This is a genomic window from Kribbella koreensis (assembly GCF_039525325.1).
In the GTDB taxonomy this organism is placed as follows: Bacteria; Actinomycetota; Actinomycetes; order Propionibacteriales; family Kribbellaceae; genus Kribbella; species Kribbella koreensis.
In genome coordinates, this window is record NZ_BAAAHK010000009.1 from 227726 (window position 1) to 244446 (window position 16721).

Below are 16721 nucleotides of genomic sequence, written 5' to 3' on the forward strand. Positions count from 1 at the left end.
TTGACGTGCAGGATCCGTGCGTGAGGCAACCGGGCCCGCGCTGACTCGAGGGAGTTCCGCCCATGTCCCCAGTGACAACACCGCGCTGGTCTTCGCGTCGAACCCGGCCTCGGCCTCGGCTCAGGGCCGCTGCCGGTACGACGGCAGCCGTCGCGCTCGCCGTGGCCGGCCTGCTCGCCACCGCGCCCAGCAGTCAGGCCGGCGTGATCCCCCTGGACGACTCCTCGCCCACCCCACCGCCCCAGTCGACCGCGGCGGACCAGTCGACCTCGGCGACTGCGGCGGCCCGCTCGACCTCAGCCGTCCGCGGGGCCGACAGCACGACCGCCGTTCCGGGCAGCTACATCGTCGTGCTGTCCGGGGCGCGCTCGGCCGCGGAGACCCGGGTGACCACGCAGAACCTCGCGACCTCGTACGACGCGAAGGTCCGCCGGCAGTTCAGCGCCTCGATCAAGGGCTTCTCGGCGAGCATGTCGCCGGAACAGGCCCAGAAGATGGCCCGCGACTCGCGGGTCGCGTTCGTCCAGCAGAACCAGCGGTTCAGCGCGAACCAGGACAACCCGCCGTGGGGTCTGGACCGCACCGACCAGCGCGACCTGCCGCTGGACCAGAAGTACGAGCCCTCGGCAACGGCCGACAACGTCAGCGTGTACGTGATCGACACCGGCATCTACGCCGCCCACCAGGACTTCGGCGGCCGCGCCGCGGTCGGCACCGACACCGTCGGCGACGGGCAGAAGGGCGTCGACTGCATGGGCCACGGCAGTCACGTGTCCGGCACCATCGCCGGTACGAACTTCGGGCTGGCCAAGGGCGCGAAGGTCTACGGCGTCCGCGTGCTCGACTGCAACGGCTCCGGCACCACCGAGACCGTCGTGGCCGGGATCGAGTGGGTGACGGCGAACGCGAAGAAGCCCGCGGTCGCGAACATGAGCCTCGGCGGCAACGCCGACGCCGCCCTGGACGCGGCCCTCAAGGCGTCGATCGACTCCGGCGTCACCTATGCCGTTGCTGCTGGCAACGACTCCTCGGACGCCTGCAACAACTCGCCGGCCGACGCGCCGGCGGCGATCACGGTCGGCGCCACCGACGACAAGGACGCGAAGGCGAACTTCTCCAACTGGGGCAAGTGCGTCGACCTCTTCGCCCCCGGCGTCGACATCGAGTCGGTCGGCATCACCTCGCCCGACGCCACCGCCAAGATGAGCGGCACGTCGATGGCGACCCCCCACGTCACCGGCGCCATCGCCCTCTACCTGAGCGCGCACCCCGACGCCAAGCCCGCCGACGTCGCCACCGCCCTCCTCAGCGCCACCACCCCCAACAAACTCCCCGACCCCGGCACCGGCTCCCCCAACAAACTCCTGTACGCCGGTCCCCCCGACCCAGCCACCCACCAACCAGCCGCCGTCAACACCTTCCCGCGACCGTGAACACCATCCGGCGGGCTTGAACACCATCCGGCGGGCCCGGACACCGCACAGCATGTCCCAGGTCACCGTCAGGTGTCCGAGCCCGCATCTGGCGGGTTTGGCCAGCTTCCGGTGGGCTTGAACACCATCCGGCGGGTTTGGACATCGCACAGCATGTCCTAGGTCACCGTCAGGTGTCCGAGCCCGCATCTGGCGGGTTTGGCCAGCTTCCGGTGGGCTTGAACACCTTCTGGGGGGTTTGGACATTGCACGGCATGTCCTAGGTCGCCATTGGGTGTTCAAGCTCAGCGGGTGTGGGTCTCTTTCGCCGGGATGGTCAGGCGGGGCCGAGGATGTTGCCGCCTTGGACGGTGACCTGGACCGCCGCGAGCGGTGCCGGGGCCGGGCCGCCCTGGACGCTGCCGTCTTCGGCGGAGTACTTGCTGCCGTGGCAGGGGCAGTTGATGGTGTTGTTCTCGACGGTGCGGACCAGACAGCCGGCGTGCGTGCAGACCGCGGTGAACGCCTTGAACTCACCGGCCTTCGGCTGGGTCACCACGATCTTGTCGAACACCTTGCCTCCCCCCACCGGCACATCGCTGGTCGGGCCGAGGACCGATCCCCCGCCGCCGCTGGACGGCGTACCGGAGGAAGGAGCCGAGGTCGGTGCGCTGGTCGGCGCTGACGTGGTGCCGCCGCCGGACGGCGTACCCGCGTCGTCGCTGCCACCGCACGCGGCGAGCAACGGCACGCTGACACCGGCGAGACCGGCCACCGCAGCGCCGCGGAGCACCGCCCGCCGGTCACGCAACGTGTCGATCGCCCGGGCGAGTTCTGCCGTTCTGTCGTCGCTCATGAATCTGGACCTCCAAGAGCCTGCTGGCAAAGTAGTTGAACGCTTGCTTACTTGCTGTTGTAGCCGACCGCACCAAATCCGGGCGCCGGCCGTGGTCGATACCTTCGCTACACGGATCAGTCGCCAAGATGGTTCAACCACCCACCCGGCCTTTACCGAATAACGCACAGAACCCCCGCCCGGGCAGCCCGGATGCGGGGGTTCTGAACGTACTAGTCAGGCCCCAGCGCGTCAGCCGACGCGCTGAACTGCCAGCACCTTCTCAGGCGCGCTTGCGGGCCGCCACCTTCTTGGCCGGCGCGGCCTTCTTCGTTGCCGTGCTCTTCACCGGAGCCGTCTTCGCCGCAGCGGTCCTCGCCGTCGACTTCACCGCAGTCTTCTTCGCCACGGACTTCTTGGCCGTGGCCGTCTTCTTCACCGCCGTGCTCTTCGGGGCCGGAGCGGGCGCCGCCTTCTTCGCGCTCGGCTTGGCCGCGCGACCGTGCAGGATCTCGGCCAGGAACTCCCCGGTGTACGACGCCGGGTTGGCCGCGACCTCTTCCGGCGTACCCTCCGCCACCAGCGTGCCGCCGCGACGACCGCCGTCCGGGCCGAGGTCGACGATCCAGTCAGCCGTCTTGATGACGTCGAGGTTGTGCTCGATGACGAGCACCGAGTTGCCCTTGTCCACCAAGCTGCCCAGCACGCCGAGCAGCTTGCGGATGTCCTCGAAGTGCAGACCCGTCGTCGGCTCGTCCAGCACATAGACGGTCCGCCCGGTCGAACGCTTCTGCAACTCCGACGCCAGCTTGACCCGTTGCGCCTCGCCACCGGACAGCGTCGGCGCCGGCTGCCCGAGCCGGACGTACCCCAGACCGACCTCGTTCAGCGTGGTCAGGTGCCGGGCGATCGCCGGGATCGCGGCGAAGAAGTCCGCGGCCTCCTCGATCGGCATGTCCAGGATGTCCGCGACCGTCTTGCCCTTGTAGTGCACCTCGAGCGTCTCCCGGTTGTACCGGGCGCCGTGACAGACCTCGCACGGCACATAGACGTCCGGCAGGAAGTTCATCTCGATCTTCAGCGTGCCGTCACCCGAGCAGGCCTCACAGCGGCCGCCCTTGACGTTGAACGAGAACCGGCCCTGCTGGTATCCGCGGACCTTCGCCTCCGGCGTCTCCGCGAACAGCTTGCGGACGTGGTCCCAGACGCCCGTGTACGTCGCCGGGTTGGACCGCGGCGTCCGCCCGATCGGCGACTGGTCGACGTGGATCACCTTGTCGACCAGCTCGAGCCCGGAGATCTTGGTGTGCCGGCCCGGGATCGTCTTGGCGCCGTAGATCTGCCGCGCCAGCGACGTGTAGAGGATGTCGTTGACCAGCGTGGACTTGCCCGAGCCGGACACCCCGGTGACCGCGACGAAGACCCCGAGCGGGATCGCCACGTCGATGTCCTTGAGGTTGTGCTCGCGCGCGCCGAACACCTTCAGCTCGCGACCCTCGGTCAGCGGACGCCGGACAGCCGGGATCGGGATCTCCCGGCGGCCGGAGATGTACGCGCCGGTGATCGAGTCCGGGTGGTTGCGCAGGTCCTCGACAGTGCCGGACACGACGACCTGGCCGCCGTGCTCACCGGCGCCCGGGCCGATGTCGACCACCCAGTCGGCGTGGTCGATGGTGTCCTCGTCGTGCTCGACGACGATCAGCGTGTTGCCCAGGTTCTTCAGCCGGACCAGGGTCTCGATCAGCCGCCGGTTGTCGCGCTGGTGCAGACCGATCGACGGCTCGTCGAGCACGTACAGCACGCCGACCAGGCCGGAGCCGATCTGGGTCGCGAGCCGGATCCGCTGCGCCTCGCCACCGGACAGCGAGCCGGCCGGCCGGTTCAGCGCCAGGTAGTCCAGGCCGACGTCGAGCAGGAACTGCAGCCGCTCGCCGATCTCCTTCACCACCCGCTCGGCGATCTGCATCTCCCGCGGCGACAGCACCATGCCGGCCAGGAAGTCGTGCACCTCGTCGATCGACATCGCGCCGATCTCGGCGATGTTCTTGCCGCCCATCGTCACCGCGAGCGAGATCGGCTTCAGCCGGGCGCCGTTGCAGGCCAGGCAGGGCACCTCGCGCATGTAGCCCTCGAACCGGTCCCGGCTGGTGTCGCTGGACGCCTCCGCGTGCCGGCGCTCGACGTACGGGATCACGCCCTCGAAGGTCGTGTTGTACGACCGCTCGCGGCCGTAGCGGTTCTTGTACGAGACGTGGACCTGGGTCTCGTGGCCGGTCAGCAGCGACTTCTTCGCCTTGGCGGGCAGCTCGGCGAACGGGGTGCTGGTCTTGATGCCGAGGTCCTTGGCCAGGGCGCTCAGCAGGCGCTCGAAGTACTGCGTGACGTTGGCGCCGGCCCACGGCTGGATCGCGCCCTCGTCGAGCGACTTCGACGGGTCCGGGACGAGCAGCTCGGGATCGACCTCCATCCGGGTGCCGAGTCCGGAGCAGACCGGGCAGGCGCCGTACGGGGAGTTGAAGGAGAAGGAGCGGGGCTCCAGCTCGTCGATCGCGAGGGGGTGATCGTTGGGGCAGGCGAGCTTCTCGGAGAACCGGCGCTCGCGGCCCGGGTCCTTCTCCGGCAGGTCGACGAAGTCGAGCGTGACGATGCCGCCGGACAGCCCGAGCGCGGTCTCCACCGAGTCGGTCAGCCGCTGCTTCGCGCTGCCCTTGACCGCGAGCCGGTCGACCACGACGTCGATCGTGTGCTTCTTCTGCTTGTCCAGCTTCGGCGGCTCGGTGAGCTGGATCGTCTCGCCGTCCACCCGGGCCCGGGAGAAGCCCTGGCCGGTGAGCTGGCGGAAGAGGTCGAGGTACTCCCCCTTGCGGCCGCGGATCACCGGTGCGAGCACCTGGAACCGGGTGCCCTCGTCCAGCTCCAGCACCCGGTCGACGATCTGTTGCGGGGTCTGCTTGGCGATCGGCTCGCCGCACTCGGGGCAGTGCGGGCGGCCGGCCCGGGCGAACAGCAGCCGGAGGTAGTCGTACACCTCGGTGATCGTGCCGACGGTCGAGCGCGGGTTCTTCGAGGTCGACTTCTGGTCGATCGAGACGGCCGGCGACAGGCCCTCGATGAAGTCGACGTCGGGTTTGTCCATCTGGCCGAGGAACTGCCGGGCATACGCGGACAGCGACTCGACGTAGCGCCGCTGGCCCTCGGCGAAGATCGTGTCGAAGGCCAGGCTGGACTTGCCGGACCCGGACAGCCCGGTGAAGACGATCATGGCGTCGCGCGGCAGGTCGAGCGAGACGTCCTTCAGGTTGTGCTCACGCGCTCCACGCACGATCAGACGGTCAGACACAAGCTCTACTCTCAGCCGTTCTCGAGGGATTTCCAGGGGCGTCCGTGATGCTAACCGGGCCCACCGACAAAAACTTCCGCGCCGGTTCCGCAGGCGCTTTCGAAAGCATATTCGATAGAGTCCCCACATGGTCGCACCGGAGCCAACGAGCCGCCTGATCGCCGAGTTACCGTCCGCGAGCCGGCGCCTGCTCGACACCGTTACCCAACTACCGGACGACGCAGTACTGCGGCCGTCATTGCTGCCCGGCTGGACCATCGGGCACGTACTGAGCCATGTGGCCCGCAACGCCGACGCGCTCGTGAACTTGTGCGACTGGGCCCGTACCGGCGTCCGTAAACCAATGTACGTGTCGGTGGAAGCGCGCGAGTCGGACATCGCTGACGGGGCCGCCCGGCCGGTGCGGGAGCAGGCCCAGGACATCGCCGACACGCAGGCGCGGCTGCTGGAGCGCTTCGAGGATCTCCCGGCGGCGGCATGGACGGCAGAGGTGACGTGGCCGAGTGGAGCGGTCCGTGCTGCGACGCAGGTAGTGACGGCACGGCTGTGCGAGCTGGAGGTGCATCACGTCGACCTGGGGCTGGGGTACACGTTCGAAGACGTACCGGTCGGGTCCCGCGACGTGCTGCTCACTTACACGACCAGCAGGTGGCCTAGTGAGTTCGCTGTGGCGTTGCGGAGTACGGACTCACCCTGGGTGTCGCCTGAGCCCCCGGCCGGTGCAAGGATCCTCACTGGTGGCAGCGCCGCTCTGCTGAGCTGGGTGCTCGGCCGGAGCGACGGTAGTGAGCTGGGTGGCGACGTGCCGCAGGCACCGCCCTGGGGATGAACCGAGGAGAGCGCATGACGGAGTATCACGGCAACGTCCACGTCGGTGGGCCGGCGCAGACGCACGAGCTGGCCAAGCTGATGATCACCAAGGTCGCCGTGGGTCCGGGCAACAACAACGCCTACCTGCTGCGCAGCCGGCTCACCGACGAGCAGGTGCTGATCGACGCCGCCGACGAGGCCGAGACCCTGCTCAAGGTGATCGGCGAGGGCGGCATCAGCCGTGTCATCACCACCCACCAGCACGGCGACCACTGGCAGGCGCTGGCCGAGGTGGTGGCCCGTACGAACGCCACCACCGTCGCTGGCCGAGACGACGCCGAAGGCATCCCGGTCCCCACGGATGAGCCCGTCACCGACGGCGACCGCATCCACTTCGGCGAACTCACCCTCGAGGTGATCACGCTGGTCGGCCACACCCCCGGCTCGATCGCCCTCCTCTACGACGACCCCACCGGTCCCCCGCACCTCTTCACCGGCGACTCCCTCTTCCCCGGCGGCGTAGGCAACACCAGAGGCGTCAAAGCCAACTTCGACTCCCTCCTCCACGACGTCGAGACCAAACTCTTCGCCCGCCTCCCCGACGAAACCTGGGTCTACCCCGGCCACGGCGCCGACACCACCCTCGGCACCGAACGCCCCCACCTCGGCGAATGGCGCGCCCGCGGCTGGTGATTCGTCGCTAGCCGCGGTGACGGGCGAGAAACTCGCGTGTCGGATTGGTCGGCAGGTAGAAGGCCCAGGCGCTGTTCGAGAGTTCGCCGGCTGCGAAGAAGATCGATGGATTCTGGCCGGCGAGCTTGTAGACGGACAGGTTGTGTAGTTGTCCCGGGTACGACGGGTGCTCGACGGTGATGTTGCCGACTGGTACCGGGACCCAGTCGGCGCTCCATGGGTTGGCGCCTGCCAGGTCGACTGGGGCGCCTTCTTGGACGATTGCCTCGAATGTCCAGCCGTCGGTGAGGTCCATGGGGCTGAGTCTGCCTCAGAGGGTGACGTCGGGGATCTCGAAGGTCTGGACGGTGTTGGGTTCGAACCAGGACCAGAAGCGGGTGCCGTGCATGGTGGTGTCCTGGTGGAACTGGTACCGCTCTGAGCCACCCGTGATGGTGGACCAGCGTGGGATGGCGGCGCCGTCGGTGGAGGGCTTGGTGAACTTGGCCAGGTCGAAGTCGAGGTATTGGGCGGTGCCGTAGTTGGTGGCGACGATGACGAGCTTGCGGGCGGTGGGGTCGTACGCCGCGATGGTGTTGCCGTTGCCGCCGTCGATGATGCGCATGCCGGGGCGGATGTGGCGGGCGTACTGGGCCAGGACGTAGTACTTCGGGCTGGCCTCGCCGGTGACTCCCCCACCGAGGTCATCGATCAGCCCCCAGCCCCCTCCGTCCACCACTTGCCAGTACACCCAAGCGGACGGGTGCAGCCAGCGGAAGTCGAGGTTGAGGTTGCTGGCCAGGCTCATCCCGGTGGCGTCGCTCTCGCCGTACTCCGAGTTCCACACCTTGCGGCCGGCGGCCTTCGCAGCGGAGTACAGGAGGTCCCGGCGGCCACCGCCCTGCTGGTAGCCGTGCACGTTGATGCGGCCGACGTTGCCGCGCGTGGTGCTGTCGAAGCTGTTCCAAGTGGACAGGGCCGAGTCATAGCCCCAGGAGTCGGACGCTGCGATCGGCATCCAGCCCAGGTCGCGGGAGTTCAGCTCTGCGCGCAGGTAGTTGATCACTGGGCGCTGGGTGGCCGGTTCGAAGTGGCAGCCCTCCTGGGAGCCGTCAGCCTTCCACCAGTTGCCGTCCGGCTCGTTGAAGGGCTCTACCGAGGTGAAGTCGACACCCCAGTGGTCGTGGGCGTAGCGGGCGACAGTGGCGAGGTACACGGCGTGCTGCTGGTGGTTCCAGCTCTGCAGGTTGTCGCCGCCGTTGGCCGCACCGGAGGGGTTGTGGTTCTGGCACATCCACCACATCGGTGAGTTGGAGAACAGCTCGATCCGGTTGACGCCACGGTCGCGCGCCTTCCACATCAGGTTGCGCTGGGCGCTGTCGACGTACCAGTTCCAGCTCGCCGACGACGGGTCCGCGCTGAACCAGTCGAGCCAGTAACCGTCGATCTGCCGGGGGTCGCCGATGTTGGGCGAGCGGACCATCGACTCGCCGTTGATCGGCTTGGTCGAGCAGGCGCCGGCGTTGTAGCGGGCGATGTTGAGCCCGAGGCCGGGGAGGGTCGTGCCCTGGTACTGGACGTTGCCGCGGGTGAAGAAGACGTCGGCCAGGTCGTCCCGGTTGCCGTGCGCCTTGCCCCACCAGCACAGCGATGTCCCCCAGCCCTCCCACGCTCCCCAGTCGACGCGCGGATCGATACTGCTCGCGGCCGCGGCGGCCGGCGCTGTCTGACCGAGCACCGCCGCCCCCAACGGAGCGGCAACGATCGAGCCCAGCAAGGTACGACGACGCATGGCAGCCTCCAGGGGGCGGTCCGGGTAGCTAACTGCCCGCGACACTACTCCCACTGAAAGTAGTTGCCCATCTCCGCAACGGCCCTCGATCGCCCTGCGACCTAGGCTCTGCATTCATGAACGGATTCGCGCCCTACGACCCCGACTCGACCCGCCGAGCGGCAGCGAGCGCGATCTCGGTCCGGCCGGCCGTCGCCGCGGATCTCGCCGTCTGCGCCGAACTGATCGTCAGCCGGACCGGCGGGCCGGTGGAGAAGCGCCGGCTGATGTTGCTCGACGATCTCGAGCGAGAGGACCGGTACGTCGCGGTCGCCTGCGCGGGCTCTGAGGTGGTCGCCTACGGCGGCGTCTTCCACCACGACCTCACGCCTGAGCATCCGGCGGCGCCGACCGGCTACTACCTGGTCGGCCTGATCGTGGCGCCGGCCTGGCGGCGGTACGGGATCGGAGAGCTGCTCACACTCGACCGGATGCGATGGACGGCCGGGCGCGCCAGGGAGATCTACTACTTCGCGAATATCGGCAACGGCGCAACCCTCGACCTCCACGAGAGGTTGGGGTTCATCGAGGTGACCCGTGACTTCACCTTTCCCAAGGCGCCGATGGCGCCCGGGGCCGGCGTACTGCTGAAGGCTTCGCTCAGTCGCTGAGCTCGGCCGGCTCAGCGACGACGTCGACCAGGGCGCCGTTGCGGACCGCGGTGATCTCGGTACGCCGGCCGATCGCGTCGGCGAAGAGTTGCCGCTGGAGGGATTGGGCGTCCCGCAGCGGAGTGCCGTCGACGGCGAGCACCAGATCGCCTTGCCTCAACCCCGCGTCGGCAGCTGGGCTGCCGGAGATGACCTCGACCACTCGCAACGCGTTCCGCTGACCGAAGCGCTCGGCCAACTGCGGGCGCAGCGGGGCCGGGGTGGTGACCAGCCCGAGGTACGCCCGGCGAACCCGGCCGTCGTGCAGCAGCGAGTAGATGATCCGCCGGGTCGTCGGATTCATCGGCACGGCCAGCCCGAGACCGATGCCAGCGACCGCCGTGTTGATCCCGATCACCCGGCCGTTGCCGTCGGCAAGCGCTCCCCCGGAGTTGCCCGGGTTGAGTGCCGCGTCGGTCTGGATCACGTCCTCGATGATCCGGCTCGCCGTCCCCGACCGGACCGGCAGCGATCGCCCGAGTGCACTCACCACTCCAGCCGTCACGCTGCCCGCCAGCCCCAGCGGATTTCCCACGGCAACCACCAGATTGCCGACCTTCACCTTGTCGGCGTCCCCGTACTCCGGCGGATCCGGGATCTCGCGATCTGCCCGCAGCACGGCCAGATCCGACAACCGATCGACCCCGATCACCCGCGCCTGCGCCGCCGTACCGTCCGCGAACTCGGCCGTCGCACTGTCCCCGTCACCCACCACATGCGCGTTGGTCAGCAGATGCCCGTCCCCCGTCAACACCACCGCCGACCCGGACGACTCCCCCCGCCGCCCCTTCACCCGCAAACTGGCCACCCGCGGAATCAGCAACTCCGCCACCCCCGACACCACCCGCGAGTACGCATCCAGCACGTCGTCATCCATCATCTCGCCACCTCCTGATTACATCATTACCCCGCAATCAAGCCGGCGGCATTGCCCACCCGATAGGGCAGGTAGGAATCGACGTAGATCCCGGTTCGCCCGGCCAGCACAGAGCTCGGGATCACGTAGATGCTGCCGTCGCCCAGAACGATGAAGAACAGGTCGAGAGAGTCGGGATCGTAAGGCATCTTCGAGGCTGATTTGTCGAGCGTGTACGGCCGCCGCCCGATCCCGACGCTCCACCGCCCCTTGCCGTTCGGCCGTACGGAGGTCTTGATCTGAACCCGCTGCACACCCGCCGCCGTGGTCACCAGGAGGTCATACACCTGCGGCTCCACCGGCAACGCAACCGCACACCCTCGCATCGCGAACCACGCCATCGCGATACCGGGCGCCGCGGCACTGAGCAGTTCGGGCCGCACCGGCAGATCGAACACCTCACCCGCCATCGACGCCCGATGCGGCGTCTTCAGGTGGCTGCAGTCCAGCTCGAGCCGCACGGCGTGACCCTTGATCCGCACCCGGTCCTGACCGCTGTCGGAGATCCCGAGGCTGACGAAGACCTCGCTCCAGCAGGTCGATCCCAGCAACGCTTGCCGAAGCTGACCATCGGTCCACCGCCGTTGTCCGGTGAAGTGTCCGGTCTCCAGCTCGAGCCTGACGGCATGCCGCTTGATCGTGCGGATCACGCCTGCCGAGGTGTCCTTCAGTCCGAGGGCACGGGCGACCGCGCGCCAGGAGGTGTTGTCCTCAACCGCCTTCCGCAGTTGGGCATCGCCCCAGCCGCGCTTGTCCCCGATGGTGTTCATGGGGAGACAGTAAAGAGGGGCACCGACAGAATCGGTGCCCCTCTTTTCGGTCGGGCTGACAGGATTTGAACCTGCGACCCTCTGGCCCCCAGCCAGATGCGCTACCAAACTGCGCTACAGCCCGAATTCGCCTGCCCAACAGGAGCAAGCGGGTAAACCTTACCCCATTCGGAGACCAGGTTTGACCAGGGGTCCTAGCGTTTCGGCTTCTTCACGCGGGGGCGGATCTGGACGTGGACGGGGCTGCCGACGAAGCCGAAGTCCTCGCGGAGGCGGCGTTCGATGAAGCGCTGGTACGACGGCTCGAACGCGCCCGACGTGAACACGGCGAAGGTCGGCGGCATCGTCGTCGCCTGGGTGCCGAACAGGATCTTCGGCTGCTTGCCACTACGCACCGGGTGCGGGTGAGCAGCGACCAGCCGGCCAAGGAACGCGTTGAGCTGACCGGTCGGAACGCGGGTCTGCCAACCCTCGAGAGCCGCCTCGATGGCCGGGACGAGCTTCTCCATGTGGCGCCCGGTCATCGCGCTGATGTTCACCCGGGGAGCCCAGCGGAACTGCACCAGGTCGCGGTCGATCTCGCGCTCCAGGTAGTACCGGCGGTCCTCGTCGACCAGGTCCCACTTGTTGTAGGCGATCACGAGCGCCTTGCCGGCTTCCTCGACGGTGTTCATGATCCGCAGGTCCTGCTCGGTCATCGGCTCGGACGCGTCGATCACCACGACGACGACCTCGGCCCGCTCGATCGCGCTGTTGGTGCGCAGGCTGGCGTAGTACTCGTGCCCCTGCACGTTCTTCACCTTGCGGCGGATACCGGCGGTGTCGATGAAGCGCCACTGCTTGCCGCCGAGGACGATCTCCTCGTCGACCGGGTCGACCGTCGTACCGGAGACCTCGCTGACGACGACGCGGTCCTCCTTGGCGACCTTGTTCAGCAGCGACGACTTGCCCACGTTCGGCTTGCCGACGATCGCGACCCGCCGCGGCCCGCCCAGTTGAGCGTCCCGCTCGGCAGGTGCCTCCGGCAACGCGGCCAGTACGGCGTCCAGCATGTCGCCGGTACCACGTCCGTGCATCGCCGAGATCGGGAACGGCTCCCCGATGCCCAGGCTCCACAGGTTCATCGCCTCGGCCTCGACGCGCGCGTCGTCGACCTTGTTGGCGGCCAGTACGACGGGCTTGCCGGCCTTCCGCAGGACGCGAACCACTGCCTCGTCGGAGTCGGTGATCCCGACCGTCGCGTCGACCACGAACAGCACCGCGTCGGCAGCGTTGATCGCGACCTCGGCCTGCGCCGCCACCAAAGCCGCCATGCCGACCGCATCCGGGTCCCAGCCGCCGGTGTCGACCAGCGTGAAGCCACGGCCGGCCCAGTTGGCGTCGTACGAGACCCGGTCGCGAGTGACGCCCGGGGTGTCCTCGACCACGGCCTCGCGGCGGCCGATGATCCGGTTCACCAGCGTCGACTTGCCCACGTTCGGCCGGCCGACGATCGCCACCACCGGCAAGGGGCCGGTGTCTTCGCGGTCGTGGGTCGGCTCCGCGTCGAACTCGTAGCCGGTGGGCAGGTCACTCATCAGGATCCTTCTGGTCTGGCGCGCCCGGGAGCGGGTGGCCGGTGGCTTCGACGGCCGCCTGCACATGGGCCCGCAACACGTCGCCGATCTGGTCGGCAACCGCGCGTACGTCGACCTGCCTCCTGGGAAAGGATACGCGGTCAACCGTGAAGCTCTCGCCATATACCACGTCGACCCGGCTGCCGCGGGGCGGGAAGTGCTCGATATTGCCCCCTGGCTGCCGCGTCCCGAGCAGTGCCACGGGGAGGATCGGCGCTCCGGTGACCATCGCGAGGTAGGCCACTCCCCCGCGGATCCGGCGGAAATCGCCCGGGCCGCGGTTCCCCTCGGGATACACGCTCAGCGCCCGGCCTTCGCGCAGGATCTGGATCGCCCGGCGGATCGCCAGTACGTCGTACTGCGAGCGATCGATCGAGATCTGGCCGGCACGGTGCAGCAGGAAGCCCTGCACGCCCTGGAACGCCTCGACCTTTCCGAGCTGGTGCAGCATCCGCGGCGCGACCGCGCCGAGCAACGGACCGTCGAGCAGGCTGAGGTGGTTCGGCGCGATCAGTACCGGGCCGACGGCGGGAAAGCGCTCCTCATGGTGGATCGTCAGGTCGTAGCGCCGCCGCATGTAGGGCCGGACGACGTGACGCAGGACACTGCCCAGCCGATGCGGGATGGCCGGCAGATCGTCGGTCCGGGGCAGGTCTCGGTGCCCGGTCAGCTCGTCAGCAGTCATGAGTCCCGGTCGCGTGACGCGGCCTCAGCCTCCTTCGCCAGTCGGCAGATGACGTCGATGACCTCTTCCAACGTCAGATGGGTCGAATCGATTTCCACCGCGCCGTCGGAGGCCACCTGGAACTGCGAGACGGTCGAGTCGTCGGCGTCCCGGCGGACGATCTGGTCCCGCAACTGGTCGGCGGTGACCGCACCCTCGGCCAGCTCCGCCTTACGCCGAGCCATTCGGGCCTCTTGGTCGGCTGTCAGCAGCAGCTTCAACTCGGCGTGCGGCCACACCACAGTGGCGATGTCACGCCCCTCGACCACCGCTCCACCGGTCGGCTGGGATGCCTCGATCAGTTCCCGCTGACGCCGGATCAACTCGGCCCGTACGTCGAGGTTGGTCGCGATCTTGCTGACGCTGGCGCTGATCCGGGGATCCCGGATCGCCTCGGTGACGTCGACTCCGTCCGCCGCGAACTGCGCCCGCTGTGGATCGGTACTGATCGACAGCTGTACTGCGCGGGCTCGCTCCGCCACCGCCGCGAGGTCATCCAGGTCGAGCCCGTGCTCCAGCGCCGACCACGTCACCGCCCGGTACATCGCCCCCGTGTCCAGGTACTGCAGACCGAGCCTGGTCGCGACTCCGCGGGCCGTGCTCGACTTACCGGACCCGCTCGGGCCGTCAACAGCGATGATCATGGGCCGAAGATTACCGGTGCACGGACCAGCCACGCTCGGTCAGTACCTCCACCAGCTGATCGACCGACGCCGGCTTGACCGACAGCTCGACCTCACCGACCGGGCGGCCGGGGCTGTGGTCGATCCGCAGGTCCTCGACGTTGGCGCCGGACTCGGCGGCATCCGCGAACAACCGGGCCAGCTGGCCGGGGCGGTCGGGGATGGTGACGAGCACGGGGACCAGGTCGATGTGCGGGGTGCCGTGCTTGCCCGGCACCCGGATCGCGCCGGAGACGCCGCGGTTCAGTACGGCGGTCACCTCGTCGGTCGCCTCTTCCTTGCCGAGGGCAATCAACAGCCGGTCGAGCTCGTCGCGGATCCCTTCCAGCAAGCCGCTCAGGGCAGGCGAGTTGGCCGAGACGATCTGGGTCCACAGGCCGGGATCGCCGGCCGCGATCCGGGTGACGTCGCGGACGCCTTGGCCGGACAGCTCGAGATGCGCGGCGGGCGCGTCGACCAGGGTGCCTGCGGCCAGCGACGACATCAGCTGGGGCAGGTGCGAGACGCGGGCCACGGCGAGGTCGTGGTCCGCGACGGACAGCTCGACCGTGCGGGCTCCGGCGGCCTCGGCGAGGCGGCGTACCAGCTCTACCGCGGCGGGCTCGCTGGTCTCGTGCGGGGTGATCGCCCAGGTCGCGCCCTCGAAGAGGTCCGCCCGGCCGGCCAGTGGGCCGCTGCGCTCGGAGCCGGCCATCGGGTGGCTGCCGACGTACCGGGAAAGCTCCTCGGGCGACGCGACCAGAGCACGAGCATCGTGGAGTGGCTTCGACTTCACGCTCGCGGCGTCGGTGACGATCGCGTCGGTCTGCTGGAGCTGCTCGACGATGACCTCGCCGACGTGGTCCGGCGGTACGGCGACGACGACCAGTTGCGGCTCGATCTGGACCAGGCGCGAGCCGGCCCCGATCCGCTCGGCCATCAGGGCGTTGTCCGGGTCGGCGTCGACGAGCTCCACGACGACACCGAGCCGGCCCAGCGCGAGGCCGATCGACGTACCGATCAGGCCGGTGCCCACGATGCGGACCGGGCCGCGCAGCTCGGTCACTGGGCGCCGGTCAGGTCGGGGCGCAGACTGACGGCACCGTGCAGGTAGACGTGCTGGATCTTCTCCCGCGACCGCGGCGAGTCGGCATGCACCATCATCCGGACCACCCGCGGCAACGCGTGCGGGACGTCGATCTCCTGCATGCACATCAGCGGTACGTCGGTCAGCCCGATCTGCCGGCCGGCCACCGCCGGGAACTCCGAGTGCAGGTCTGGCGTGACGGTGAACAGGATGCTGATCAGGTCCGCCGACTCGAGGTCGTTGGCCTCCAGCACGGCCCTGACCAGCTCGGCGGACCGGGCGAGCAGATGCTCCCGCTCGTCCACCTCGAGCTGGGTGGCACCGCGGATCGCCCGTACCGCCACAGCGTCTGCCTCCTCGATCGAATGCTTGTTCAGTCTCAACCCTAGGACAGATGGTCCAGCTGGTGCGCAACCGTCTCGGATACTGCCCTCGTCTGCGCCTCGGCTGCCTCGACGGTCTGCTCCAGCAGGAGCGCGATCGTCATCGGGCCGACGCCACCGGGGACCGGGGTGATCAGGCCGGCCACCTCAGCGGCTTCCTCGAAGTGGACGTCGCCGACGTTGCCTTCGTTGTATCCGGCATCGATCACGACAGCGCCCGGCTTCAGCCAGTCGCCGCGGACGAAGTTGGCCCGGCCCACGGCGGCGACCACGATGTCCGCCGTCCTGACGATGTCGGCCAGGTCGCGCGTCTTGGAGTGCGTGTAGGTGACGGTCGCGTTCGATGCCAGCAGCAACATCCCGGCCGGCTTGCCGAGGATCGGGCTGCGACCGATGACGACGGCGTGCGCGCCTTCGAGCGGTACGTCGTACGCCTGCAGCAGCCGCAGGATGCCACCCGGCGTACAGGAGACGAAGCCCGGTTCGCCGAACGCCATCGCCGCGAAACCGTGCATCGTCACGCCGTCGACATCCTTGCCCGGCGCGATCGCTTCGAACGCGGCCCGCTCGTCGATCTGCGCCGGCACCGGGTGCTGCAGCAGGATCCCGTGCACGGCCGGGTCAGCCGACAGCTTCCCGATCTCGGCGACCAGCTCCTCGGTGGTCGTGGCCGCAGGCAACACCACGCTCCGCGACCCGATCCCGGCCTTCTTGCTGCGATTCTGCTTCATCCGCACGTACGTCGCCGACGCCGGATCGTCGCCAACCAGCACGGTCGCCAGACACGGCTGCACCCCGGTCTCCTCGACCAGCTTCTTCGCCCGCTCCCCCGCGCTCGCCACCATCTCGGCGGCCAGCTCGGTCCCAACCATCAACTTCGCGCTCAAGACTCACTCCTCCAGGCATCGACAGCTCAACTCGGATGCCCAGGCGCGCGGCTCAGCAATCAGACCGTTCCCCGGTGGTACCCCACCTCAGCGCCAGTCGCGGTCCACCGCAGAGTTTACTGCGCG

General features: G+C 68.7%; 16 protein-coding genes, 1 tRNA gene and 1 riboswitch. Of the genes, 4 read left to right on the forward strand and 13 right to left on the reverse strand.

Annotated features, from left to right (window positions below):
* Positions 1–62: 62 nt before the first annotated feature.
* Complete coding sequence (locus tag ABD116_RS20670; protein ID WP_343972434.1) at positions 63–1433, forward strand: S8 family peptidase; 1371 nt, start codon at positions 63–65, stop codon at positions 1431–1433.
* A gap of 316 nt (positions 1434–1749) precedes the next feature.
* On the opposite strand, the gene ABD116_RS20675 is transcribed toward ABD116_RS20670, so the two are convergent.
* Both ABD116_RS20675 and uvrA read right to left on the reverse strand, forming a co-directional pair.
* Complete coding sequence (locus tag ABD116_RS20675) at positions 1750–2268, reverse strand: Rieske (2Fe-2S) protein (protein WP_343972437.1); 519 nt, start codon at positions 2266–2268, stop codon at positions 1750–1752.
* Between the two features lie 262 nt (positions 2269–2530).
* The gene (uvrA, locus tag ABD116_RS20680; RefSeq protein WP_343972439.1) at positions 2531–5587 is read right to left on the reverse strand and encodes an excinuclease ABC subunit UvrA; all 3057 of its coding nucleotides are present in this window, start codon (positions 5585–5587) and stop codon (positions 2531–2533) included.
* 127 nt (positions 5588–5714) lie between these two features.
* On the opposite strand from uvrA, the gene ABD116_RS20685 reads away from it, so the two are divergent.
* The gene (locus ABD116_RS20685; protein WP_343972442.1) at positions 5715–6416 is read left to right on the forward strand and encodes a maleylpyruvate isomerase family mycothiol-dependent enzyme; all 702 of its coding nucleotides are present in this window, start codon (positions 5715–5717) and stop codon (positions 6414–6416) included.
* Positions 6417–6430: 14 nt separating this feature from the next.
* Positions 6431–7090: an MBL fold metallo-hydrolase gene (locus ABD116_RS20690; protein ID WP_343972445.1), complete on the forward strand. Its 660-nt coding sequence runs from the start codon at positions 6431–6433 to the stop codon at positions 7088–7090.
* A 7-nt stretch (positions 7091–7097) separates the two neighbouring features.
* On the opposite strand, the gene ABD116_RS20695 is transcribed toward ABD116_RS20690, so the two are convergent.
* Positions 7098–7385 carry a hypothetical protein gene (locus ABD116_RS20695; protein ID WP_343972448.1) on the reverse strand — a complete coding sequence of 96 codons (288 nt, stop codon included), beginning with the start codon at positions 7383–7385 and terminating at the stop codon, positions 7098–7100.
* Between the two features lie 15 nt (positions 7386–7400).
* Positions 7401–8861, reverse strand: coding sequence for a glycoside hydrolase (locus ABD116_RS20700; protein ID WP_343972451.1), 1461 nt, complete (start codon positions 8859–8861; stop codon positions 7401–7403).
* Positions 8862–8977: 116 nt separating this feature from the next.
* Between ABD116_RS20700 and ABD116_RS20705 the strand changes: the two genes are divergently transcribed.
* Entirely contained in the window at positions 8978–9511 is a 534-nt protein-coding gene (locus tag ABD116_RS20705) for a GNAT family N-acetyltransferase (RefSeq protein ID WP_343972454.1), read from the forward strand.
* Here the strand turns inward: ABD116_RS20705 and ABD116_RS20710 are convergent.
* From ABD116_RS20710 to ABD116_RS20750, 9 genes are all read right to left on the reverse strand, one after another.
* On the reverse strand, positions 9501–10430 hold the full coding sequence (locus tag ABD116_RS20710; RefSeq protein WP_343972457.1) for a S1C family serine protease: 930 nt from the start codon (positions 10428–10430) through the stop codon (positions 9501–9503). The two genes, ABD116_RS20705 and ABD116_RS20710, sit on opposite strands and share 11 nt — an antisense overlap.
* Before the next feature lie 23 nt (positions 10431–10453).
* Positions 10454–11236, reverse strand: coding sequence for a group I intron-associated PD-(D/E)XK endonuclease (locus tag ABD116_RS20715; RefSeq protein ID WP_343972460.1), 783 nt, complete (start codon positions 11234–11236; stop codon positions 10454–10456).
* Between the two features lie 50 nt (positions 11237–11286).
* Positions 11287–11360 (reverse strand) — tRNA-Pro (locus ABD116_RS20720).
* 70 nt (positions 11361–11430) lie between these two features.
* Entirely contained in the window at positions 11431–12813 is a 1383-nt protein-coding gene (gene der, locus ABD116_RS20725; protein WP_343972463.1) for a ribosome biogenesis GTPase Der, read from the reverse strand.
* Positions 12806–13537 (reverse strand): lysophospholipid acyltransferase family protein, encoded by a 732-nt coding sequence (locus tag ABD116_RS20730; RefSeq protein WP_343972466.1) that lies wholly within the window; start codon positions 13535–13537, stop codon positions 12806–12808. The genes der and ABD116_RS20730 overlap by 8 nt, the downstream gene beginning before the upstream one ends.
* Positions 13534–14220, reverse strand: coding sequence for a (d)CMP kinase (cmk, locus tag ABD116_RS20735; protein ID WP_343972469.1), 687 nt, complete (start codon positions 14218–14220; stop codon positions 13534–13536). The genes ABD116_RS20730 and cmk overlap by 4 nt, the downstream gene beginning before the upstream one ends.
* 10 nt (positions 14221–14230) lie before the next feature.
* A complete protein-coding gene (locus tag ABD116_RS20740) occupies positions 14231–15304 on the reverse strand; it encodes a prephenate dehydrogenase (RefSeq protein ID WP_343972472.1) in 1074 nt (357 codons plus the stop codon).
* Complete coding sequence (aroH, locus tag ABD116_RS20745) at positions 15301–15669, reverse strand: chorismate mutase (protein ID WP_343972475.1); 369 nt, start codon at positions 15667–15669, stop codon at positions 15301–15303. The genes ABD116_RS20740 and aroH overlap by 4 nt, the downstream gene beginning before the upstream one ends.
* Positions 15670–15710: 41 nt before the next feature.
* The gene (locus ABD116_RS20750; protein WP_343972478.1) at positions 15711–16595 is read right to left on the reverse strand and encodes a bifunctional 5,10-methylenetetrahydrofolate dehydrogenase/5,10-methenyltetrahydrofolate cyclohydrolase; all 885 of its coding nucleotides are present in this window, start codon (positions 16593–16595) and stop codon (positions 15711–15713) included.
* A 30-nt stretch (positions 16596–16625) separates the two neighbouring features.
* Positions 16626–16706: riboswitch (ZMP/ZTP riboswitch) on the reverse strand.
* Positions 16707–16721 lie beyond the last annotated feature (15 nt).

Coding starts and splice junctions, on each gene's coding strand:
- ABD116_RS20670 (WP_343972434.1), top strand. CDS start 63: ATGTCCCCAGTGACAACACCGCGCTGGTCTTCGCGTCGAACCCGGCCT.
- ABD116_RS20675 (WP_343972437.1), bottom strand. CDS start 2,268: ATGAGCGACGACAGAACGGCAGAACTCGCCCGGGCGATCGACACGTTG.
- ABD116_RS20685 (WP_343972442.1), top strand. CDS start 5,715: ATGGTCGCACCGGAGCCAACGAGCCGCCTGATCGCCGAGTTACCGTCC.
- ABD116_RS20690 (WP_343972445.1), top strand. CDS start 6,431: ATGACGGAGTATCACGGCAACGTCCACGTCGGTGGGCCGGCGCAGACG.
- ABD116_RS20695 (WP_343972448.1), bottom strand. CDS start 7,385: ATGGACCTCACCGACGGCTGGACATTCGAGGCAATCGTCCAAGAAGGC.
- ABD116_RS20700 (WP_343972451.1), bottom strand. CDS start 8,861: ATGCGTCGTCGTACCTTGCTGGGCTCGATCGTTGCCGCTCCGTTGGGG.
- ABD116_RS20705 (WP_343972454.1), top strand. CDS start 8,978: ATGAACGGATTCGCGCCCTACGACCCCGACTCGACCCGCCGAGCGGCA.
- ABD116_RS20710 (WP_343972457.1), bottom strand. CDS start 10,430: ATGATGGATGACGACGTGCTGGATGCGTACTCGCGGGTGGTGTCGGGG.
- ABD116_RS20715 (WP_343972460.1), bottom strand. CDS start 11,236: ATGAACACCATCGGGGACAAGCGCGGCTGGGGCGATGCCCAACTGCGG.
- der (WP_343972463.1), bottom strand. CDS start 12,813: ATGAGTGACCTGCCCACCGGCTACGAGTTCGACGCGGAGCCGACCCAC.
- ABD116_RS20730 (WP_343972466.1), bottom strand. CDS start 13,537: ATGACTGCTGACGAGCTGACCGGGCACCGAGACCTGCCCCGGACCGAC.
- cmk (WP_343972469.1), bottom strand. CDS start 14,220: ATGATCATCGCTGTTGACGGCCCGAGCGGGTCCGGTAAGTCGAGCACG.